This window comes from Pseudomonas sp. BR20, assembly GCF_050780135.1.
In the GTDB taxonomy this organism is placed as follows: domain Bacteria; phylum Pseudomonadota; class Gammaproteobacteria; order Pseudomonadales; family Pseudomonadaceae; genus Aquipseudomonas.
The window spans coordinates 2,505,632-2,528,030 of record NZ_CP172012.1; the positions used below are offsets into that span (position 1 = coordinate 2,505,632).

Consider the following 22,399-nt stretch of genomic DNA (forward strand, 5'->3'; position numbering starts at 1 on the left):
CGTCCGCCCGTCAAGTGCTTTTGAAGTTGTCTACAGCTCTGTTGGCACGCCTGTGGGCTTACAAGCTGTCTTGGGAAAGATGCCCGTCGACCAGTCTGAAAATGTTCAACGGATTCGCGTTCTTGAGAGCATCTGGCAGCAATGCATCAGGGTAGTTTTGGAAGCAGACGGGTCTCAGGAAGCGGTCGATAGCCAACGTGCCGACCGAGGTGCCGCGACTGTCGGACGTCGCAGGATAAGGGCCGCCGTGCACCATTGAATCGCAGACCTCGACACCCGTTGGGTAGCCATTGATGAGGATGCGGCCGACCTTCACCTCCAACAAAGCAGTCAACTCTGCGAATTGCGTCAGGTCTTCTGGCTCACCGATCAAGGTTGCGGTCAACTGTCCGTGAAGAGCATTTATGGCGGCGTTGAGCTGCGTCTGGTCATTGACCTCGATGAAGATAGAGGTGGGGCCAAAGATTTCTTCTTGAAGGACCTTGTCGCCTTTCAGCAGTAACTCTACATCGGCCTTGAACAATTGTGGCTGGGCCTGGTGTCCCTGTTGGTTGCTGCCAGCCAGGTGCACCATGCCGGGGTGCGCGTGCAGGTTCTGCAGGCCAGCCGCATAGCTGCGCAGGGTGCCTGCGTTGAGCATTGTCTGCGCCGGTTGGTCGTTTATCAGCGCTGCCACTCTATTCTGAAAGGCACTGAATGCATCCGAGCGAATGCCAACCACCACTCCGGGATTGGTGCAGAACTGCCCACAACCTTGAACCACCGAGGCGGCAAGATCGTGAGCGATACTGTCGGCTCGACGCGAGAGTGCCTGAGGCAGGATCACTACCGGGTTGATGCTCGACATCTCGGCGAAGACTGGAATGGGCTCGGGGCGAGCGGCGGCCATGTCACACAATGCTCTACCACCTTTGAGCGAACCGGTAAAACCAACGCCCTTGATGAGCGGGTGTTTGACCAAGGCTTCGCCTACGCCGCTGCCATAAATCATGTTGAAGACCCCGGCGGGCATGCCGCTGCGCTCGGCCGCGCGGATAATTGCGTTGGCAACCTGTTCTGCAGTAGCCATGTGGCCGCTGTGGGCTTTGAATACCACCGGACAACCCGCCGCGAGGGCCGAGGCGGTATCGCCGCCGGCCGTGGAGAAGGCCAACGGAAAGTTACTGGCACCAAACACAGCAACCGGACCGATCGCAGTGCGGTACTGGCGAAGGTCAGGGCGTGGCAATGGCTTGCGGAGGGGTAACGCTTGGTCGATGCGAGCTCCGTAGAAGTCACCGCGGCGCAGTACATTTGCAAACAGGCGCATTTGGCCACTGGTACGTGCGCGTTCGCCTTGGATACGAGCTGCAGGCAATGCTGTTTCACGGCAAACCAGGGCAATAAACTCATCGTCCAAAGCCTCCAGTTCTTCAGCGATGGCATCGAGGAATTCAGCCCGTTTGCTCGCGCTCAGGCTGCGGTAGCTGGAAAAGGCGTTGTTGGCTGCGCGAGCCGCATCCTCGATTTCTTGCGGCGTCGCCTGGTGGAAGGCATAGGGCAAGGTCTCCCCTGTGCTGGCATCCACACTCTTGACGATCATACTGCCGGCAGCGCTGCGCTGACCGCCGATAAAATTCTGGCCGGTGATGAGGGACATGGTGGTCTCCAGGTTGAATGTGCAAGCGATAGCTGGGCAAGGCGTTCCCAGCACTGAAAATCAGGTGACGGCGCCGATCTGCCAAGGCACGAACTCATTTTGTCCGTATCCGTGTTGTTCGCTCATGCTGCGTTCGCCCGAGGCGATGCGTAGCATGGTTTCAAAGATCGCTGCACCGCACGCTTCGATGGTCAACGTGTCTTCGGCTATTTCGCCGCAGTTGATGTCCATGTCTTCTCGCTGACGCGCCCACAAGGCGCTATTGGTTGCCAGCTTGATTGATGGCGCAGGGGCACAGCCATAGGCCGATCCGCGCCCGGTGGTAAACGCAATCAGGTTGGCACCGCCAGCGACCTGGCCGGTTGCGGAGACGGGGTCATAGCCAGGGGTGTCCATGAAAACCAGCCCGTTGGCAGTGACGGACTGGGCATATTCGTAGACATCCATCAGGTTGCTCGAGCCAGCCTTTGCCACAGCGCCCAGCGACTTTTCCAGGATGGTGGTCAAGCCACCTGCCTTGTTGCCGGAGGAGGGGTTATTGTTTAATTCGGCCCCCATACGCTCGCAGTAGCGTTCCCACCAATGAATTCGAGCGATAAGTTTTTCGCCGACTTCACGGCTGACTGCCCGTCGTGTCAGTAAGTGTTCGGCACCGTATATTTCAGGGGTTTCAGAAAGAATCGCGGTACCGCCGCAGGCGACCAGGCGATCCACTGCATTGCCCAACGCAGGGTTGGCCGTGATACCGGAATAGCCATCCGAGCCACCACACTGAAGCCCAACGATCAGATGACGAGCGCTGACCGATTCACGTTGGATCCGATTGGCCTCGCCAAGCAATTCCTTCACGTGGTCAATGCCACTGGCGATGGCTTTGGACGTACCGCCGCTGTCCTGAATATTGAACGTTCGCAGCGTATTGCTACGGGTGAGTCCTTGCGTCGCGAGTAATGAGTCGATTTGGTTCGTCTCGCAGCCCAACCCGATGACCAGCACGGCGGCAAAGTTGGCGTGGGTCGCATACCCCGCCAATGTCCGACGCAACAGGCTCAGACCGTCGCCCGCAGGGTCAACGGCGCAGCCGGCAGAATGCGTGAGCGCAACAACACCGTCGACGTTTGGATACGCTTGCAGTGCAGCGGGATTGATGTCCCGACGAAAATGGTCTGCGATGGCCCGGGCGACTGTGGCAGAGCAATTCACTGAGGTAAGAATGCCGATGTAGTTGCGCGTCGCGACGCGTCCATCCGGGCGTACGATACCCATGAACGATGGGGCTTCACTTAGCTTGACGTGGGGCTTCGCATCGACGCTGAACGCATAATCTCGAGTGAATTCCCCCATGGCCAGGTTATGCACATGGATATGCTCGCCTGCTTCTATGTCGACAACGGCAAAACCAATGATTTGCCCGTAGCGTCTCACCGGTTGACCGGCTTCGATACGCCGGGAGGCCACTTTATGGCCCGGCACAATCGCTTGAAGGACCGTCACGCCTTCCTGCTCAAGGATTTCGCCCGCGATTAGCGGCCGGCGTGCGATAAGCACATCGTCCAGCGGGTTCAAACGCAGCACAGCTGCTGCGCCGGTTTTCATGATCAGTTCCATCGCATCCTCACGGGCTGCTGGGTGGTGCGCGGTCACCAATAGCGCCGCAGTTTTGTGGCGGCACTATAGGATTCATAGAAATGGCTGCCTAATGAGAGCTTTCGATTGCTCGATAACTTTGCCTCATCGACTTTTACCGGGATCGGTGCAGGGCCTCTTCTCTGTAGTCGTTTGCCGCAGTTTGGCGAACGCTAATAAGGTCGCAACAAACATCCGCATGGGCTCTGACAGGGGCTCATCCTTGCGGGTGATAACCCCGTAATCCTGAGATTCAACCTTGAAGGGGGTATTGAGGATTTGTAGCTGCCCATTTTGCAGTTGCGACTGGACCATTGACTCGGGGAGCATGGCAAGCATTGGCCCAGACTGCAGCAACTGCAGGAAGGTCTGCATCGAAATGGTCTCCACTGTATTGGTCGGCGGGACTATCCGGAACGTCCTGAACGCGCGCTCCATGCGTTGTCGGATCGGCGTGTTAAAGGGATACATGACCCATGGCCATTCGCTGAGTGCGTCAGTGGGGACCTCCTCAAGTTGGCACAGAGGATGTGTGCTGTTCGCGACAAGGCAGAAGGGTTCAGGTCCCAGCGACGTAAATTCGAAGGGCTGGCAATCCTCATCCGTGAAGCGTGCGATGATTAAATCGAGTTTTTTTTGTTCGAGCATTTCCAGCAAGTGATTGCTGGTTTGTTCGATCACCTCGATAGAAAGGAGGGGGCGCTCACGTTTGATGCTGGCGATAGCTTCAGGCAGCACCACTGAGGTCGCGGCGAAAATGGTGCCGATTTTTAAATGACCATGCCCGCCTTTTCGCAGCTTGTTGACTTGGTCGACGAACGATTCCGTGTCTTCCAAGGTAATACGCGCATACCGGGCCACGAACTCTCCTAGTTCAGTAAGGACCAGGTTGCGCGTTTGACGTTCAAACAGTGGAAAGCCCAGGAGTACTTCCAGATCGCGAAGCAATTTACTGATGGCCGGTTGCGTAACATTCATGTGTTCTGCGGTTGTGTGCATATTGCGGGTCTTGGCCAGGCTATTGACCAGTACCAGGTGTTTGATCTTCAGCCATCGGGTGACACTGGCAAACGTAATTTGATCGTTTTCCATCGGATAAGGCCTTGTCTGTCGATAACGAAACAGCATTGATTGGTGAGTTTCTTTCATTGGGATTTACCGGAGCGGTCCATTACTTTTACGGCTCTGATGGCTGACTGCTCTGGAAGCTCTATGGCGAATTTGAAACTGACGCGCGAAAACACCCTGCCGCTGGATGGCTTGGCCGGAACGCTGATCGGCCGCGCCTGGATCCCGGGTGCGATTGCAGGACCCTCGCCAGTGGTGTTGCGCGATGAAGGTGTGTTTGATCTTTCTGAAACTTTTTCGACGATAAGCGAACTGCTGGAACATACCTCGCCGTTGCTGGCTGTTCGTCAGGCGCCTGGGAGGTACATCGGGACCGTCGAGGAGTTGCTTGAGAACACCGGCAGCCATGCCGATCCCGGCAAGGCATCTCTGTTGCCCCCGGCGGATTTGCAGGTCATCAAGGCGGCCGGGGTAACGTTCGCGTCCAGCATGATTGAGCGGGTAATCGAGGAGCAGGCCCGAGGTGACGCTGCCAACGCCGAAAGTGTTCGCCGCTTGGTGCAGGAAGCGATAGGCGATAACTTGCGGGCAATCAAACCGGGCTCGCCAGACGCGATGCGCCTTAAAACTGTACTGATCAAGCAGGGCATGTGGTCGCAATATCTGGAGGTCGGTATCGGCCCGGACGCGGAAATTTTCACCAAGGCACCGGTTCTGGCCGCAGTGGGCAGCGGCAGCGAAATCGGAATCCATCACAAGTCTGAATGGAACAACCCAGAGCCGGAAATTGTGCTGGCGGTGAACAGTCGAGGCCAAGTGCATGGCGTCACCTTGGGCAATGACGTCAACTTGCGTGATTTCGAAGGCCGCAGCGCACTGCTGTTGAGCAAGGCCAAGGACAACAATGCGTCCTGTGCGATCGGCCCCTTTATTCGTCTGTTCGATGAAGCGTTTACGCTCGATGACGTGCGCAATTGCGTTGTGGATTTGCAAGTTCAGGGCGAAGACGGCTTTATCCTTGAAGGCAGCAGTTCCATGGCATTCATCAGCCGTGACCCGTTGGATCTCGTGGCCCAGACTGTCGGCGGCGATCACCAATACCCTGATGGCTTCATGCTTTTTCTCGGGACATTGTTTGCGCCTACCCAAGATCGTGAAGAGCCCGGAAGCGGCTTTACGCATAAGCAAGGGGATGAGGTCAGCATAGGTAGCCCGCTGCTGGGCACGCTGCGTAACACCGTCACCTACAGTCATGCGGCTGCGCCCTGGACTTTCGGCTTGCGAGCGATGATGCGCAATCTTGCTGCCCGCGGACTTCTGTAGGTAAGGCGGGGTGGTGAGATGCATTGGGCGTTCTTCCGGGAAGATTGAACATACACAGGTGTACGTCTATTGATAAAAAAGCCGAACCAGAAGGAGCGGTTTTCAATATCTGTCAGGCGTTCACCACGTCCTGGACCCCGTCTGCGGTGGTAGCTCTGTCTCGATAAGGTCAACCGGGTACAAGCGGGTTTGACTTATCAAGAGGTGCCTGCATACTATTGGAACGTCGTTCCATTACGAACAATGTTGCTCACATTCACCTCATTGTCAAAGATAAGTCGAGAAAAATATGAGAGTCGTCAAAGGTGCTGTCGACCGCTGCCTGGAGGCCATTGAGCTCCTGGCACGCGAAGCTCGCTGGATGCGGATGTCCGATATCGCAGCTGAGTTGGGCTTGGAAAAGGGGCCTGCTCATCGCGTGCTTGCTCAGTTGGTCGAACAAGGGTGGGCAGAGCAGGATGAAGCCACCTCGCAATACCGCCTGACTCTCAAGCTGGCACTGTTGGGGCAGCGCTATTTACATGGGATTGGCTTGCCGGAATTGGTCCAGCCGATCCTTGAGCAAGTGGCTGCTAAGTGCCATGAGTTGGTGCGACTGACGGTGGTCAACGAGGGCACCTTGTCCTGGCTGTCTTCGGCCCAAGGTGCCGCGCCGGGGCTCATGTATTCGCCGGCCATGGATAAACCCATCAATCTCTATGCCACCGCCAATGGCAAAGCCTGGCTGGCCTCAATGCCTGATGAACTGGCCATTGAGCATGCGCTGCGTAGTGGATTGGGGAAAGCTGACGCCGGGATGGGGCAGGGGCCGAAAGCGATCAACAGCATCGAAGGTTTGTTGGCCGAGTTGGCGCTGACACGCAAGCGCGGGTACGGCTTGGTCATTGAGGAAGCCGAGGCGGGTGTTTGGGCGATTGCCGTACCGGTCAAGCTGATTCCGACTGGTACTGTGGTCGGCACGATGAGTATCGCCGGCCCGGTCTTGCGCATGCAGCCTGAACGTTATGACGAATTGCATGCGCTGCTCGAAGATGCAGCCAATAAGCTGGGTACGGTTTGGCCGCGCCAGAACAGCGTTCATTCGGAGAACGTATGAGCCCGCCCGCGCCTGCATGGACCGAGGCGGGGTCAGGGCTGGAAATCGCCGCTGCTGCTCTGGTCCGTGCACGGCTGGAGGGTGTTCGGCTGGCAGCCTTGCCAGGCCCGAACCTGCCAAGCAGCCTCGCACAAGGTTTTGCCATTCAGCAGCACGTAGGGCCATTGGCTGGAAAAACCGTGGGGGGGTGGAAGTGTGCCTTACCCCCGGCAGGCAAGTGGATCGTTGCGCCGATCTACAGCGACAGCATTGTAAAAGGCGAACGTTACCGACTGGCCGCCGACGCCGATAAGGCGCGCATCGAGCCTGAATTGGCATGCGTCCTGGCCCATGATTTGCCGGCACGTATCGAGCCTTATACCGCTGAACAGATCGTTGCTGCGATCAGCGACGTGCACGTGGCATTGGAAGTCATCGATTGCCGTTACACCGAGCCACACACTCTGCCGTTCGAGCAATTGCTTGCGGACGGTCTATTCAATCAGGGCCTGGTACTTGGGGCGCCAATCACGCTGTCGAACTCTGCCAGCATGCCCTCTGAACTGGATATCACCCTGAGCGATGCAACGGCAGAGCTTTTGAATATCAAGGGTCGCCATCCGGACGGGGATCCGTTGTTGCCTATCGTATGGCTGGCCAATTTTCTGTCTACACAAGGGATAGGGCTGCAAGCAGGACAGGTGATTATCACCGGGTCCTATGCAGGTGTTCTCGATGTGCCCGTCAATCAGCCACTGCATGTTCAGTTCGGCGAAGCAGGCTCATTGTCTGTCCATTTCTCAACGCTGGAGGAGTAACAAATGCGCTTAGTTCGTTTTGGTTTGCCGGGGCAGGAACAGCCGGGAATCTTGGATTCGCAAGGGATCGTGCGAGACCTTTCGGGCATTGTCGACGACATTGATGCGTCTGCCCTGAGCCCGTCGGTGCTCGAAAAACTACGTGCTGTTGACGTTGAAAAGCTTCCGGTGGTGGCGCCGGGCACACGCCTTGGTCCATGCGTAGGCAGCGTACCGAACCTGATTTGCATCGGCCTGAACTACTCCGATCACGCGGCTGAAACAAATACACCTATCCCGAGCCAGCCGGTGGTCTTCAACAAACACACCGCGTCCATCAGCGGCCCCAATGACCCGGTGATTCTACCAACGGGGGCTCAGAAGCTTGATTGGGAAGTCGAGTTGGCCATCGTTATCGGTACGCCTGCCTGGCAGATTGATGAGTCGCAGGCGTTGAATCACATCGCCGGTTATTGCCTGGCCAATGATGTGTCCGAGCGGGCTTATCAGCTTGAGTACGAAGGGCAGTGGGCCAAGGGGAAAAGCGGTTTTTCCTTCGCTCCACTGGGACCTTGGCTGGTCACCCGCGACGAAATTGCCGACCCGCATGCCATTGATCTCTGGCTCGACGTGAACGGCAAACGTCTCCAGACCGGCAATACCCGCACAATGATTTTCAGCGTTGCACACATTGTCGCGTACCTCAGTCGCTTCATGCCGCTACTGCCGGGTGACGTCATCATTACCGGTACGCCACCGGGTGTGGGGCTTGGGCAGAAGCCACCGGTATTCCTCAAGGCGGGTGACACCATGCGTGTTGGTGGCCAAGGGCTGGGTGAACAATTTCAGACCGTGGTTCCTTACGTTGCTGAAATGGGTGCTGCATGGGTCGCCGGTCGCCATCCCAATGTTGACTGACTATCGCTGGAGGAAAACGCTATGAGCTTTGCAGGAACAGGTGTAGTCGCGATCTGGCATGATCTTTTGCCCGAAGCGCGGGACGAGTTCTATGAGTGGCATAACCGGGAACACATGCCTGAGCGGGCTGGCATTCCGGGGTTTTTGCGGGGACGTCGATACATCGCTTTGGATGCCGGACCGACCTATTTCAACCTCTATGAGGCTGACACTGTGCAGGTGTTGGGAGGGCAGGATTATTTATCGCGTCTCAACAGTCCAACGGCTTGGACAAAGCAGTCGGTGCAGTCATATCGCAACGTCGCGCGATCCATATGCGAGGTTACTTATACCAGCGGTGTGGGGCAGGGCGCGTATTTGCTGACGGTCCGTTTCGACGTTGTCGAGGGGGGGCATAACTCGGTGTCAGACGCATTGCGCCAACGCGTGCTTCCGCCTCTCGTTGATACCCAAGGTATTACGGGTGTGCATTTGTGTGTGGCTGATGAGGCCGTGAGCAAAGTTGAAACCGCAGAGAAAAAAGCCCGCGCCGAAGGGACCCAGATACCGGCCTGGATCGTCATGATCGAAGGGTGTGCGCCTGACTACGTTCGCGTCGCCGGCGAGTCTTTTGTCGCTGAGCTGCAACGGCTGTTGGAGGGGCAATCGATGGCACCAGAAACCACGCTTTATCAATTGGAATACACACGTTGCAAAACGCCAGGGAGTGCGGGTTGATCGCCGAGCGTTCGAGTCTGTTTTAACTCTCAGTCGTTGTTCTCAAGCAATTCCCCACGAGCGTGCCATGACAGGCATTGATTCAGGCTCGCGTCTGCGCACGCTCGGGTTTTGCTTAAGGTGCTGTTAACCAATTATCAAGTTACTCAATAAAGGATTATCACAAGACACATAAGGGAGCTGCGCAGTCACTGGTAGTTAGTTATTCGAGCTGCCTGTGCACAAGTTGAATGACACGCCAAAAATCGCAACAACAAAAATAATAACTCATTGTGAGAAAACATCATGCGCTACCCTGTTATTTTCCGCAGCGTGCCTGCACATCAATCCCTGATTACTGTGACGCTTGCGTTCTGCGCGGGTACGTCAGCCGCTGTTCAGGCCGATCAAAATAGCGGCTTTGTCGATGGCGCTACCGCCACCCTCAACTTGCGCAACGCTTACATCAATCGCAACTTCATCAATCCGGCCTATCCCAACAGCGCCGCTCCACAGAATAAAGCCGAAGAGTGGACACAGAGCTTCATCCTTGATGCTCGTTCCGGTTATACCGCTGGGCCGATAGGATTCGGTGTCGATGTATTAGGTCTTTATTCCCAAAAGCTTGATGGTGGCAAAGGCACCGGCGGTACCCAACTGCTGCCGATCCACGACGACGGCCGCCCCGCCGATAACTTTGGGCGTCTGGGCGTGGCGCTGAAAGCCAAGCTGTCGAAGACTGAATTGAAAGTGGGTGAATGGATGCCTGTGTTGCCGATCCTGCGCTCTGACGATGGTCGTTCTCTGCCACAGACGTTTCGTGGCGGTCAGGTGACCTCCAACGAGATCGCCGGCCTGACACTCTATGGCGGCCAATTCCGTAGCAACAGCCCACGCAACGACGCGAGCATGGAAGACATGTTCATGAACGGCAAAGCCGCGTTCACCTCCGACCGCTTCAACTTCGGCGGCGGCGAATACACCTTTAACGACAAGCGCACTCAGGTTGGCGTGTGGTACGCCGAGCTCACCGACATCTACCAGCAACAGTACGTCAATCTCAGCCACAGCCAACCCGCGGGCGACTGGACCCTGGGCGCCAACCTGGGCTTCTTCAACGGCAAGGAAGACGGCCGCGCCCTGGCCGGCGACCTTGACAACAAGACCACCTTCGCCTTGCTCTCTGCCAGATACGGCGGCAACACCTTCTACGTCGGCCTGCAAAAACTCACCGGCGACAGCGCCTGGATGCGGGTCAACGGCACCAGTGGTGGAACATTGGCCAACGACAGCTATAACGCCAGTTTTGATAACGCTCAGGAGCGCTCATGGCAGCTACGCCATGACTTTAACTTCGCTGTGCTCGGTGTCCCGGGCCTGACATTAATGAACCGATATATCAGCGGTGATAACGTCCACACAGGTTCGATCACCGATGGCAAAGAGTGGGGCCGAGAGTCGGAACTGGCCTACGTGGTGCAGTCCGGTGCACTGAAAAATCTCAGCGTTAGATGGCGCAATTCGAGTGTTCGCAGGGATTTCAGCACCAATGAGTTTGATGAAAACCGGATTTTCATTAATTACCCCATTTCGCTGCTATAAAACCCCTTACGATCGCACTTACTGAATAAGTAGCCGGCGTTCTGGGACGCCGCTACTTTTCATAGGGAAAGGGCGCTACTCATTCCAGCAGCAAGCCCTTCACACGGCCCGCCGAAAGCCAACGATCGCTTTGGTTTCGAGAAAATCGCCGAACGCAACTTCTCCCCATTCACGACCGTTACCCGACTGTTTGTATCCCCCGAACGGGGCCGCCAAATCCATGTCGGCATAATTGAGCGTGACTTGTCCGGCCCGAAGTTTACGCGCCACTGTCTCGGCGGCTGTATGTTCGCCCTGAACATAAGCGGCAAGACCGAATACGGTGTCATTGGCGATCGCCACTGCATCGGCTTCATCGGCATAACCGATGATGACAAGCACCGGACCGAAGATTTCCTCGCGGGCGATAGTCATGTCATTCGTCACGTTGGAGAAGACGGTCGGTTGCACATAGAAACCGGTGTCGAGCCCTTCGGGTCGGCCGAGACCACCTGTTATCAGCGTTGCACCTTCTTCGATGCCGACCTGGATCAGGTTCTGGATCTTGCGCCATTGTGCCTCGGAGGCGACCGGCCCCATTTTTGCGTTACTTGCCGGGTGTCCGACAACCCACTGCGCTGCCGCAGTGCGCGCGAGATCGGCTACCTCATCCATTCGTGTAAATGGAACAAGCATCCGTGACGGCGCATTACATGATTGACCGCTGTTGAGCATAATTTGAGCCACGCCCGCCGCCACGGCTGACGGAAAATCGGCACTCGGCAAAAGGATGTTCGGCGACTTTCCGCCCAGTTCCTGGTGTACGCGTTTCACCGTCAGCGCAGCATTGCGTGCGACTTGGATGCCTGCGGGGGTGGATCCAGTAAACGAGACGAGATCGACTTCAGGATGACCCGTCAGTGCGTCGCCAACACCTTTGCCGTCTCCGTGTACCAGATTAAAAACACCGGCTGGTACACCGGCATCATGCATGATCTCGGTAAAGATCGTCGCTGAGAAGGGCGACACTTCAGAAGGCTTCACCACCATCGTGCAGCCTGTCGCCAACGCTGCGGCCACCTTGCAGGTCAACTGGTTGAGCGGCCAATTCCATGGCGTGATTAACGCACAAACGCCAATCGGCTCGCGTACGATCTCAGTGGTGCCCATCTCGTGTTCGAAACTGTATTTGGCTAACGCGGCGCGAGCGATTTGAATGTGGGCCAGGCCGGCCGTGACTTGCAATTGCTCGGCGAGCCATAGCGGTGCGCCCATTTCCTCGGACACTGCTATCGCAAGATCCTGTGCGCGCAACTGGTAGGCAGCGATGATTCGATCGAAGAGTGCAACACGCTCCTCAACCGATATTTGCGAGAAAGACTGGAAGGCGGCTCTCGCGGCTGCGACCGCTTTATCGACGTCGAGGGTGCCGCCGAGCGCTAGCTGGCCGGCAACCGTTTCGTCAGCCGGATTAATGACATCTATTACGATATTGCCAGCGGGCTCCACCCATGAACCATCGATGTAAAACTGAAGATTTTCGCGCATTTTAGTCCTCGTCATATTGGGCTTCCCAAAAAAGGTCAGGCCGCTGGGATCAGCGCTGCCGCGTCGATATCGAAGGCGCTTGGCCAATCGTCGAGAGTCGCGGAGAGGCGCTGATCAAAGGTCACAAGAAGGCATCAAAATGAGGCCATCGTTGGCGACCCTTACAAGGTATACGTGATAAACCTAGAGTCAATTAGGCACTTAAAGTAGCGTTGGTAGGTTCATGGATACCGCGGGCAAACCTGCGAAGTCATTCACTCCGTCAGGCTTACCTGCGCGGCCTCGTCAAACTTCAACCGGGCCGTTTCAACCTCAGGCAATTTGTCGAGCGTCCATTTATGCAATTCGCGAAATGGCTGCTGCAGTGTTCGACCCAGTTGGGTGATCTCATACTGGACTGCTACGGGCGAGAACGAGATGACCTGGCGCGAGACAAGACCATTTCGTTCCAGTCGCCGCAGGCACTGTGTCAGGGCCTTCTGAGTGACGCCCTCCAGGCGACGCCTGATGGCGTTAAAACGATGCGGCCCGTCATCAAGTACCGCCAGAACCATCATCGACCACTTGTCTGCGATTTGGTCGAACAGCGCCCGGCTTGGGCACTCCGACGAAAAACATTGCGGCTTTAATTCCAGCATCGAAGTTTCCTCATGTATACCTAGGCGATTCTAGGTGCCTAATTGACATTTAGTTTACAAAATATACTTATATGGTCTCCAAAAGCAAATGGAGACCATCCAATGTCAAACCCTGATACCAGCGTTTTATTTCGTCCTCTTTCCATCCGCTCGCTTGAACTGAAAAACCGGATTGTCATGGCGCCGATGACCAGGCAATTTTCGCCAGAGGGCATCCCCGGTGAAGGCAGCGCTGCATACTATCGGCGGCGGGCTGAGGGGCGGGTCGGATTGGTTTTGTCAGAAGGGACCGTCATCAATCGTCCTGCTTCACGTAACGGTCCCGGCATCCCTTTTTTTCACGGTGAAGCAGCGCTGGCCGGATGGAAGAACGTGATCGATGCTGTTCACACTGCCGGGGGCCGTATGGGGCCGCAACTCTGGCACACCGGCGCAGTGCGTGACGTCAGCGGCTGGGCGCCTGATGCGCCGGTTGAAAGCCCATCTGGTCTCGATTCGCCAAACGAGCCTCGCGGTGTGGCGATGAGCGAAGAGGATATTGCAGACGCAGTTGCTGCGTTCGCCCAGGCGGCGGCGGATGCCAAACGCCTGGGTTTCGACACGGTTGAGATCCATGGGGCTCATGGTTATTTGATCGATCAGTTCTTCTGGGCCGGCACCAATCAGCGCACCGATCGTTATGGCGGACCGACGATCAAAGAGCGCTCCCGTTTTGCCGCTGAGATCGTGTCTGCTGTGCGTCATGCGGTCGGGCCCGAATTCCCTATCATCATGCGCGTCAGTCAATGGAAGCAGCAGGATTTTGGGGTACGCCTCGCCGAGACCCCTGCACTGATGGAAGACTGGCTGCTGCCGTTGGTTGAGGCGGGTGTGGATGTTCTGCATTGCTCGCAGCGGCGCTTCTGGGACGCTGAGTTTCCCGAAATTGATGGTGAGAACGGGCTGAACTGCGCGGGCTGGGCGAAGAAAGTCACTGGAGCCACAACCATCAGCGTCGGTTCGGTCGGGCTGGATAATGATGTTACTCACGCATTCGCCGGCAACGGATCAACCCCTGCGAGCCTGGATCGGCTCGTCGAGCGTATGGAGCGCGAAGAGTTTGATCTGATCGCGGTAGGGCGTGTTCTGCTGAGTGACAAGGATTGGGTCGCCAAAGTGGAAAAAGGTGATTACGCAGAACTGAAGGGCTTCAATCCGGCATCTTTAGCCGAATTGGTTTAAGCCTTACACCGTATCCCGGGCATCTACGTGCGAGTCGTAGATGCCCGGAATCCGGGTGATACGGCGTCGCCACGGATGATGCCGAGCGATCTGGCAAGCGGTGGTGACCGGTCATGGGAAGGTGTATTCAAGTATACCTGGTAGGGATTTAGTGCCTATTTGAAACCAGGTATACAGCCGATATCATGGGTTTCTTTCGCCATCGCCTCTACTGGAAGTTTGGAGGCGAGAAACAGGATTGATCATGACACCTATAAGCCAATCCGTGACGCCCATAAAAAACCACGTCACGCGGTTTACCTGCAACGGGTGCGGAATTTGCTGTAAAGGACGTCTTATCCCTCTGACGCTTCAAGAGGCCGAGCAGTGGTTAAATCGTGGCGGTAACGTCGCAGTCATACTCGAAGCTTTCGACACGTCAGCCTTCCCATTGCCAGAGCACTACAACCACAGCGTGCAACGCGCGGTCGATGTGGCCAGTGGAGAGGCACGTATTCAGGTAATAGCCATTTTTGCGGGTAACGCCCTGACACAGTGCCCAAGTCTCGGGGAGGATAACCGCTGCACGATCTATGAAGATCGACCGCTGGTCTGTCGAATCTATCCGATGGAAATCAATCCATTTCTGACCCCGCGCCCCGAAGAAAAGGTCTGCCCACCGGAAGTCTGGGAGTCGGGAGAGGTGTTATGGTCTGACCGTGTAGTTGATCCTGTCTTGGAGGATCAGATTCAACGCTCCCGACAGGCTGACCGCGACGATGCCAAGGCAAAAGTTTCAGTATGCGCGGCGCTGGGGATGAGTGTTGCCGCCTGGAAAGGCAACGCGCTGGCTGTTTACTTAACCGACCGTGCGCAATTGCAGCAGGCCATCAGTCTCGTTCGCGCGGGAGGCGACGTACCGGCCAATGTGTCCTGGAAAGTACGCGTCGATGATGCAGACCTTCACACTCGTCTGCAGCGGGCAGGTGTTGAACTGGATCTTCGTGCACAGACTGAATACATCTTTCACTCGCTTTAATCGGAGAGCTCAGTGCTTTACCCGCTCCAGGGCGTGGGGATACCTTGATCGTCGCTGACTCACTTATTGCAGCGGCCCCAGCACTTGCCGATAACGTTCTTCCCCCTGTGGTGTCTGGCGGGTCAGGCTGATTTCCAGGCCGACGGGATCGGCTTTGCGGTTGCCGGCCAGCTGACGCCAGCCCTGGCCCGCTTCCCAGATGCGTACCTGCAGTTCACTGATGCCGGACAAGACGGCCACCGCTTTTTTGGGGGCCAGCAACGGGTATCGATCACTGGCCGCTGATGTGGCGCGGTACAGCGTGTCACCCTCCAGCCACCAGCGCACCCGTTGCAGACCGTTTTCGGGAAGGGCTGCGGGGCGACTCTTTACGTCGAGGCCAATGAGTCGTCCTGTGCAACCCGCGTGGCACCTGCGCTGATGCAGGGCTTCCCGGCCGAGCCGAAACACCGGGTAACGTGGCACAACTGGATGCGCGCACCCTTCAGCCAGTGGGAGTTTCTTCAATAGCTTGCCGGCGTTCGGCTTTCTGACGTTCACGCAGTCCGCTCACAGGAGATCCTTGTCACGGTTAAATAAGCTGGCATTGGTCACCCGGATGCCCATGCAAACTACTTAATTGAATAAAGCTTTTAAGGCACTAATTGCCCATCAAGGGCTGTGCCGCTGGTGCTTCTTCAGCCGATAGGCAAATTGTGCACGGCTGAGCCCCACGAGCCTGGCGGCGGCGGCCAGGTTGCCGGCGTTGCGTTGCAGGGCTTCGTTGATCAGGCGCGATTCAAGGCCTTCGATGGAAAACCCCGGTTCCAGTTGGCCAAGGGTGTCGAACAGGGCCAGGCACGGCGGTGGTGCGCTGTTGGACAGGCTGCCATGGTCGTCCAGGCCATAGGGATCGGCGGGCATCGGCTCGTTGCGAAACAGGTGCACGAGGTCAATGGGTTGGCCTTCGTCACTGGCGATCAGGCCGCGTTCGATCAGGTTTTGCAGTTCGCGCACATTGCCCGCGAAGTCATAGCGCAGCAGCGCTTTCAGGGCGCGCATGGTCAGGCCCATCGGGGTTCGGGCGTATTCCTGGCAGAAGCGTGTGAGGAACGCATTGATCAACAGCGGGATGTCGTCCCGGCGTTCGCGCAGCGGTGGCAGGGCGATGGGGTAGACATTCAGGCGGTAGAACAGGTCTTCACGAAAGGTGCCGTCGGCCACGGCTTTACGCAGATCGATATTGGTGGCGGCCACCACGCGCACATCCACTTTGATCCCGCGCACCCCGCCGACCCGTTCGATTTCCCGTTCCTGCAAGGCCCTCAGCAACTTGCTTTGCCCGGCCAGGCTGAGGCTGGTGATTTCATCCAGAAACAGCGTGCCGCCCTGGGCCCGTTCGAAACGTCCAGGCCGCGAGTGCGTCGCGCCGGTATAGGCGCCGCGTTCGACACCGAACAGTTCGGCCTCGATCAGGTTGTCCGGAATGGCAGCGCAATTGAGTGCCACGAACGGGCTGTCCTGGCGGCGGCTGAGCTGGTGCAACTGGCGCGCAAACATCTCCTTGCCCACCCCCGACTCACCGCTGATCAACACCGTTGCCGGGGTCAGTGCAACGCGTTGCAGGGCTTGTGTCGCGGCGTTGAAGGCCGCACTCGCACCCACCAGTGTTTGCGGCGGGTTGGCCCTGGCACTGTGGCTCACCGGGTGATCGGGTGTGGGCGCGACCGTGGCGTTGGTGACGGCCTGGGACACATTCAGGTAGCGCAGGTCCTGCTCGACGTCACCCCATTGCTCGGCCGTCTTGCCGATTACCCGGCAGCTGCGGTGGCCCATGCCACGGCATTCCACTTCGCGGAAAATCACCATTTGCCCGAACAGGCCACTGACGAAACCAATGGCATAGCCGGTTTCAGTCCAGCACACCGGGTCCTGGCCGATGCCGTAGGCGCCCACATGTTCATCGGCCTCGCACGAGTGATGCCAGAGGAACTCGCCTTCATAGAACCCCGAATCGGCATCGAACTTGAAGTGCAGCGGTTCGACCTTGGTCATGCCTTCCAGGGTGTGCAAATGGGTCCCGGCGCGAAACACCGCGGCGGCATCGGCCTGTGGCCAGCGCTCGCGGATCAACCGCGCATCCCGCGCGCCGGAGGCATAACCGGTGCGGGTAAACAGGCCACGCGCCTGCTCCAGCCCCAGGCGCTCGATGACCTCCCTGCGCAGGGCGCCGAACGACGAACTGTGCAGCAACACCATGCGTTGATCGTTGAGCCAGATACGTCCGTCTTCGGGTGAGAAGAACAGGCAGTCGGTCAGTTCCGCCGGGGTGGGCGAGCTGCTGTCACTGAGTTGGCGGCTGTCGCCGCGCGGATGGTAGGGCGCGGTGGCCACCCGGTCGTCGGGCAGCGCGCTGTGGGGATTAGTCATTGTTATGCCCCTGCAAAGCGAGTGATCGATATGAGTAACTGCTCAGATAGTTATTAAACATAACCTTATCAATTGAACAAGTGGCAGAGCGCCGGTTTTTGCAGTCGACCGGCGGGTGAGGTATGGGCGGTGTGTGTCAGGCCCCGTCCCAGAGCCCTCGACGCTTTATGTCAGCGACGTTGCGTGCAAGCGGCACAGCCTTTGCTCAAGGCTTGATGCGGCGTTTGCACCCTGTGCAGGCGATGACAATTACAAGAACCGGGAGTTGCCATGTCAGTGTCTGAAACCACCCACTTTCTACAGCGGGCCATTGGGTCCGAATGCCTGTTCAACGGCGATTGGATACCCGCTTCGGGATCCGTGATCCCGGTGATCGAACCCGCCACCGGCGAACCCCTGATGCGCTGCGCCATGGCCAACCCGGCCGACATCGCCATCGCCTGCCGCAGCGCGGCCCTGGCCCAGCCGGCCTGGGCTGCACTCGGCCCACGGGAGCGTGCCGAGGTGTTTCGCAAGGCGGCGGACCTGGCCCAGCAGTCCTTTGCCGAACTGGCGCTGTACGTCGCGCGGGAAACCGGCGGCGCGTTGTTCAAGGGCGAACACGAAGTGCGCGAGGCGATTGTGCTGCTGCATCAAGCGGCGGGGCTGTTGTCCCAACCTCACGGCGTGGTACTGCCCAGTGCAGCCGGTCGCCTGTCCTATGCCCGGCGTCAGCCCCATGGCGTGGTCGGGGTGATTTCACCGTTCAATTTTCCGCTGGTGCTGTCGCTGCGCTCGGTGGCGCCGGCCCTGGCGGCGGGCAATGCGGTGGTGCTCAAGCCCGACCCGCAGACGCCGGTCAGCGGTGGTTTTCTGATCGCCCGGCTGTTCGAAGAGGCGGGCTTGCCCAAGGGCCTGCTGCAGGTATTGCCCGGTGCCGCGCCGGCGGGGGAGGCGCTGTGCCGCGATCCGAATGTGCAGATGATTGCGTTCACCGGGTCGACGGCGGCGGGGCGCAAAGTCGCCGAAGTGGCCGGACGACACCTGAAAAAAGTCGCGCTGGAACTGGGCGGCAAAAACCCGCTGATCATTCTCGAAGACGCCGACCTCGACCTGGCCGCGAGCAATGCCGCCTGGGGCGCCTGGCTGCACCAGGGGCAAATCTGCATGGCGACCGGCTTGATCCTCGCCCATGAGTCCATCGCCGAACGCCTCACGCGCAAGCTGGTGGACAAGGCCCGGGCGCTCACCGTGGGCAATGCCGCCCGCGGTGAAGCCGCGCTCGGCCCATTGATCAACCAACGGCAATTGCAGCGCGTGCACGAGATCGTCAGCGACAGCCTGCAAGCGGGCGCGCGGTTGGAGGCGGGCGGCGACTATGACCGCTTGTTCTATCAGCCCACTGTGCTCAGTGGCGTGCGTCCGGGCATGCGCGCGTTTGAGGATGAAATCTTCGGCCCGGTGGCCACGGTGGTCAGTTTTGCCACGGACGAGGAGGCCATCGAGCTGGCCAACCGCACCGAGTACGGCCTCTCGGCCGCGATCATCTCACCGTCGGTCGGGCGCGCCATGGCCATCGGCGAGCGGCTTGACTGCGGCCTGCTGCACATCAACGACCAGACCGTGGCCGACGAATGCATCAACCCCTTTGGCGGGCGCGGCGCTTCCGGCAATGGCGGCAGCGTGGGCGGGCCGGCCGACTGGGACGAGTACAGCCAGTGGCAGTGGGTCACGGTGAAGAACACTCCGCCTGCCTATCCGTTCTGAGCCCTGGCTCATCGTTTTGATCCACCCATGCCTATACAAAAATAAGAGGGCTTGAACATGAATCTGCACAACAAAACCCTGATCGTCACCGGTGTCGCTTCCGGCATCGGTGCCGAGCTGGCGCGACTCGCGCGTTTCCAGGGCGCCACGGTGATCGGCGTTGATCGCCATGAACCGCAACTGACCCTGGATGGCTTCTTCCAGGCTGATCTGGGCGATCCGGCCAGCATCGATGCCCTGGTGGCACGCCTGCCGGCGCGGGTCGACGGGCTGTGCAACATTGCCGGCGTGCCCGGTACGGCGCCCGTGCAAGCGGTGGCCACGGTCAATTACCTGGGGTTGCGGCACCTGACCCAATCGCTGCTGCCACGCATGCCGACGGGCGGCAGCATCGTCAATGTCGCCTCGGTGCTCGGCGCGCAATGGCCGCAACGCCTGGAGCAGCACAAGGCCCTGGCCGCGACGCAAAGCTTCGACGCCGGGCAGCAGTGGCTGGCGGCCAATCCGGTGGAGCAGGCCAGCTGTTATCAGTACTTCAAGGAAGCGCTGATCGTGTGGAGCTTCCAGCAATCCCAAGGCTGGTTTCGCGATCACTCGGTGCGCCTCAACTGCGTTGCGCCGGGGCCGGTGTTTACCCCGATTCTCAGCGATTTCGTCAGCATGCTCGGGCCGGAGCGGGTGGCTGCGGACAGCCAGCGCATGACCCGTCCAGCCCTGGCCGATGAGGTGGCGGCGGTGATTGCCTTCCTCTGCTCGGACGCCGCGCGCTGGGTCAACGGCGTCAATCTGCCGGTGGACGGTGGGTTGGCGGCGACCTACGTGTAAGGGTTGCAACAGCGGTAAACCCCGGCGCGGATCCACCGTGCCGGGCGTCTTGAACAACAACAAAAACACAGGACATACAAGATGCTCAAGCCTATCTTGCGGACGGTTGCGGCCACGACGTTTGTCGCACTGACATCGACTGCTTACGCTTATGATTTGCCCGGACTCAACCTGGGCAGCACCAGTTTCTACGACGGCTCACCGGCCCCGGCCGGCCCGGGCTGGTACCTGGAGGAATACCTGACGTACTCCCGGGCCAGCCGCTTCAATGATGCCAACGGCAACAAGCTGGCGTTGCCCAAGCAGGACCTGGAAGTGGTGGCGCCCACCACACAGATCATCTACCTCGGCCAACCCCTGGCCAATGGCGCGATGCCGGGAATCACCCTGATCAACACCTCCCTCGCCCATGTGGATGTCGACGATGGGTTGAACAATGCGGCGCTGAGTTCTCGCGCTGGCTTTGGTGATGTGATTGTGGGGCCTTTCCTGCAACTGCCGACCCTGAGCCGCGCCGATGGCAGCCCACTGCTGACCCAACGTGTCGAAGCCGATATCTCGGTGCCGGTGGGTGCCTATGACCGCAAGCGCTCGATCAACCCAGGCAGCAACTTCTGGTCATTCAACCCGTATTACGCGGCGACGTACTGGTTCAACCCGAAGTGGTCGGCGAGCGGGCGTTTCATGTACCTGTGGAATGGCAAGAATGATGATCCGCAGGCAGGTTTTGGAGATGTTTCCGATACCCAGGCCGGGCAGGCGTTGCATGCCAACCTGACCTTGCAATATGCCTTGAGCCAGCAACTGAGCGTGGGGGTTAACGGCTATTGGTTGAAGCAGATCACCGACACCAAGGTCGATGGGCACGCCGTGAGCGGGCGTCGGGAGAAGGTCTGGGCCATGGGCCCAGGCCTGGTCTATGCGTTCAGCAAGGAAGATGTGCTATCGGTAAACGCCTACTTTGAACAGCAGGCGGAGAACCGCACCGAGGGCAACAAACTGGTGCTCAATTGGCTGCATAAGTTCTAGTGGGCGCCGTACGCACCATCACGCTGATGATGGTCAGTGCGGCAATCACCACCCCGGGGGACGTCGCCAGCAGTACCCCCGCGGTGCCGGCGCCAGCGGCGAGGAGTTGCCCGGCCGCCAGCGGCCCGGCGACCGAACCCAAGCGGCCGACGGCCACTGCTGCACCGACACCGGTGGCGCGCACCGAGGTTGGGTAGGAGGGCGGTGCCGACGCATACAGCACCAACTGCGCGGCCATGACGAACAGGCCGGCGGCAAAACCGGCAATGGCCATGGGCACGATGCCCACCGACAACCCGACCCCTGCCAATGCCGCCAGCAACCCGGCATACACGGACAGCACCACTTTGACGGCATTGCATCGGTCAAGCAGCACGCCACCGAGCAGCGAACCGAGGGCGCCGCCGATATTGAAGAGCATCTGCACCATGCCTGCCTGGGGTTTGCTGAAGCCTTGTTCCAGCAACAGCGACGGCAGCCAGTTAAGCAGCATGTACATCACGGTCAGGGTGAAGAAGTAGCTGAGCCACAAGGCCAGTGTGGTGCGGGCGCGACCTTCGCCGAACAGCGCCTGGCCGCTGGAGAGGCGGGTGCCAGGCGTGTTGTCGCGCTGTTGGCGAAAGGCGGTGGATTCCGGCAGCAGCAGGATCATCAACGGTACGGCCAGCAAGGGTGCCAGGCCGCCGATGATAAAGGTGGTCTGCCAGTGCTCACTGGAAAACATCGCCACCACTGCGGCCAATGCACCACCCAGCGGCACCCCGCAGTACATCACGCTGATGGCCGTGCCACGGTTGCGTTCGCTTACCGCTTCGGCGCACAGCGCGATCAGGTTGGGCAGCGCGGCACCCAGGCCCAGGCCGGTGAGGAAGCGCACCAGCAACAGGCTTGAGTAGCTTTCGACAAACGCGGTGCTCAGGGAAAACAGCCCGAACAGCAGCACGGCGCTCACCAGGATTTTCTTGCGCCCGATGCGGTCGGCGACCCAACCGCCGAAGAACGCCCCCGGCAGCAGGCCAATGATGCCGACGCTGAACACCCAACCGAGCATCTTCGGATCCAGGGCGAACGTTTGACGTAACCCGGCGGCGGCAGTGCCGGCGGCCTGCAGATCGAACCCTTCGATCAGCGCAACGATAAAGCACAACGCAATAGTCAGCGTCGAACGACGCGATGGACTGTCCATGGGCAAACCTCATTGTTGTTTTTGTTGTGGTGGCAAGCGCGAGTGGCTGCTGGTGA

19 protein-coding genes are annotated in these 22,399 nt (G+C 58.7%); 11 read left to right on the forward strand and 8 right to left on the reverse strand.

Features of this window, described 5'->3' with window-relative positions; genetic code table 11:
• Window positions 1-58: 58 nt before the first annotated feature.
• The 3 genes from ACHPFG_RS11525 to ACHPFG_RS11535 form a co-directional block, all read right to left on the reverse strand.
• Window positions 59-1,639 (reverse strand): aldehyde dehydrogenase (NADP(+)), encoded by a 1,581-nt coding sequence (locus ACHPFG_RS11525; protein WP_431702513.1) that lies wholly within the window; start codon window positions 1,637-1,639, stop codon window positions 59-61.
• A 60-nt stretch (window positions 1,640-1,699) separates the two neighbouring features.
• Complete coding sequence (locus ACHPFG_RS11530) at window positions 1,700-3,247, reverse strand: UxaA family hydrolase (RefSeq protein ID WP_431702515.1); 1,548 nt, start codon at window positions 3,245-3,247, stop codon at window positions 1,700-1,702.
• Window positions 3,248-3,370: 123 nt separating this feature from the next.
• The gene (locus ACHPFG_RS11535; RefSeq protein ID WP_145337139.1) at window positions 3,371-4,357 is read right to left on the reverse strand and encodes a LysR family transcriptional regulator; all 987 of its coding nucleotides are present in this window, start codon (window positions 4,355-4,357) and stop codon (window positions 3,371-3,373) included.
• 120 nt (window positions 4,358-4,477) lie between these two features.
• Here ACHPFG_RS11535 and ACHPFG_RS11540 point away from each other — a divergent pair, with 120 nt between their 5' ends.
• The 6 genes from ACHPFG_RS11540 to ACHPFG_RS11565 all read left to right on the forward strand — a co-directional run bounded on the left by ACHPFG_RS11540 (window position 4,478) and on the right by ACHPFG_RS11565 (window position 10,744).
• Complete coding sequence (locus tag ACHPFG_RS11540; RefSeq protein ID WP_431702517.1) at window positions 4,478-5,656, forward strand: fumarylacetoacetate hydrolase family protein; 1,179 nt, start codon at window positions 4,478-4,480, stop codon at window positions 5,654-5,656.
• 289 nt (window positions 5,657-5,945) lie between these two features.
• Window positions 5,946-6,752, forward strand: a complete 807-nt coding sequence (locus ACHPFG_RS11545) for an IclR family transcriptional regulator (protein ID WP_431702519.1) — start codon at window positions 5,946-5,948, stop codon at window positions 6,750-6,752.
• On the forward strand, window positions 6,749-7,549 hold the full coding sequence (locus tag ACHPFG_RS11550) for a 2-keto-4-pentenoate hydratase (protein WP_431702521.1): 801 nt from the start codon (window positions 6,749-6,751) through the stop codon (window positions 7,547-7,549). Before ACHPFG_RS11545 ends, ACHPFG_RS11550 begins: the two co-directional genes overlap by 4 nt.
• 3 nt (window positions 7,550-7,552) lie before the next feature.
• A complete protein-coding gene (locus ACHPFG_RS11555) occupies window positions 7,553-8,446 on the forward strand; it encodes a fumarylacetoacetate hydrolase family protein (protein WP_145337143.1) in 894 nt (297 codons plus the stop codon).
• A 21-nt stretch (window positions 8,447-8,467) separates the two neighbouring features.
• On the forward strand, window positions 8,468-9,163 hold the full coding sequence (locus ACHPFG_RS11560) for a DUF4286 family protein (protein WP_145337144.1): 696 nt from the start codon (window positions 8,468-8,470) through the stop codon (window positions 9,161-9,163).
• Window positions 9,164-9,448: 285 nt separating this feature from the next.
• Entirely contained in the window at window positions 9,449-10,744 is a 1,296-nt protein-coding gene (locus tag ACHPFG_RS11565) for an OprD family porin (RefSeq protein ID WP_259244449.1), read from the forward strand.
• Window positions 10,745-10,843: 99 nt separating this feature from the next.
• Here ACHPFG_RS11565 and ACHPFG_RS11570 read toward each other — a convergent pair whose 3' ends face one another.
• The gene (locus ACHPFG_RS11570; protein ID WP_431702524.1) at window positions 10,844-12,271 is read right to left on the reverse strand and encodes an aldehyde dehydrogenase family protein; all 1,428 of its coding nucleotides are present in this window, start codon (window positions 12,269-12,271) and stop codon (window positions 10,844-10,846) included.
• Between the two features lie 254 nt (window positions 12,272-12,525).
• A complete protein-coding gene (locus tag ACHPFG_RS11575; RefSeq protein ID WP_123424552.1) occupies window positions 12,526-12,909 on the reverse strand; it encodes a winged helix-turn-helix transcriptional regulator in 384 nt (127 codons plus the stop codon).
• Window positions 12,910-13,011: 102 nt separating this feature from the next.
• On the opposite strand from ACHPFG_RS11575, the gene ACHPFG_RS11580 reads away from it, so the two are divergent.
• Together ACHPFG_RS11580 and ACHPFG_RS11585 are read left to right on the forward strand one after the other, a co-directional pair.
• On the forward strand, window positions 13,012-14,130 hold the full coding sequence (locus ACHPFG_RS11580) for an NADH:flavin oxidoreductase (protein WP_431702527.1): 1,119 nt from the start codon (window positions 13,012-13,014) through the stop codon (window positions 14,128-14,130).
• A gap of 244 nt (window positions 14,131-14,374) precedes the next feature.
• Window positions 14,375-15,148 (forward strand): YkgJ family cysteine cluster protein, encoded by a 774-nt coding sequence (locus tag ACHPFG_RS11585; protein ID WP_431702529.1) that lies wholly within the window; start codon window positions 14,375-14,377, stop codon window positions 15,146-15,148.
• Window positions 15,149-15,211: 63 nt separating this feature from the next.
• Here ACHPFG_RS11585 and ACHPFG_RS11590 read toward each other — a convergent pair whose 3' ends face one another.
• Together ACHPFG_RS11590 and ACHPFG_RS11595 are read right to left on the reverse strand one after the other, a co-directional pair.
• Entirely contained in the window at window positions 15,212-15,688 is a 477-nt protein-coding gene (locus ACHPFG_RS11590; protein ID WP_431702531.1) for a type II secretion system protein GspJ, read from the reverse strand.
• Window positions 15,689-15,799: 111 nt separating this feature from the next.
• Window positions 15,800-17,557 carry a sigma 54-interacting transcriptional regulator gene (locus ACHPFG_RS11595; protein WP_431702533.1) on the reverse strand — a complete coding sequence of 586 codons (1,758 nt, stop codon included), beginning with the start codon at window positions 17,555-17,557 and terminating at the stop codon, window positions 15,800-15,802.
• Between the two features lie 270 nt (window positions 17,558-17,827).
• Here ACHPFG_RS11595 and ACHPFG_RS11600 point away from each other — a divergent pair, with 270 nt between their 5' ends.
• The 3 genes from ACHPFG_RS11600 (at window position 17,828) to ACHPFG_RS11610 (ending at window position 21,157) form a co-directional block, all read left to right on the forward strand.
• Window positions 17,828-19,303 carry a benzaldehyde dehydrogenase gene (locus ACHPFG_RS11600; protein ID WP_431702535.1) on the forward strand — a complete coding sequence of 492 codons (1,476 nt, stop codon included), beginning with the start codon at window positions 17,828-17,830 and terminating at the stop codon, window positions 19,301-19,303.
• Between the two features lie 57 nt (window positions 19,304-19,360).
• Window positions 19,361-20,128, forward strand: a complete 768-nt coding sequence (locus ACHPFG_RS11605; RefSeq protein ID WP_431702537.1) for a coniferyl-alcohol dehydrogenase — start codon at window positions 19,361-19,363, stop codon at window positions 20,126-20,128.
• 81 nt (window positions 20,129-20,209) lie between these two features.
• Window positions 20,210-21,157 carry a SphA family protein gene (locus tag ACHPFG_RS11610; RefSeq protein WP_431702539.1) on the forward strand — a complete coding sequence of 316 codons (948 nt, stop codon included), beginning with the start codon at window positions 20,210-20,212 and terminating at the stop codon, window positions 21,155-21,157.
• Here ACHPFG_RS11610 and mhpT read toward each other — a convergent pair.
• A complete protein-coding gene (gene mhpT / locus ACHPFG_RS11615; RefSeq protein ID WP_431702541.1) occupies window positions 21,135-22,343 on the reverse strand; it encodes a 3-(3-hydroxy-phenyl)propionate transporter MhpT in 1,209 nt (402 codons plus the stop codon). The two genes, ACHPFG_RS11610 and mhpT, sit on opposite strands and share 23 nt — an antisense overlap.
• Window positions 22,344-22,399 lie beyond the last annotated feature (56 nt).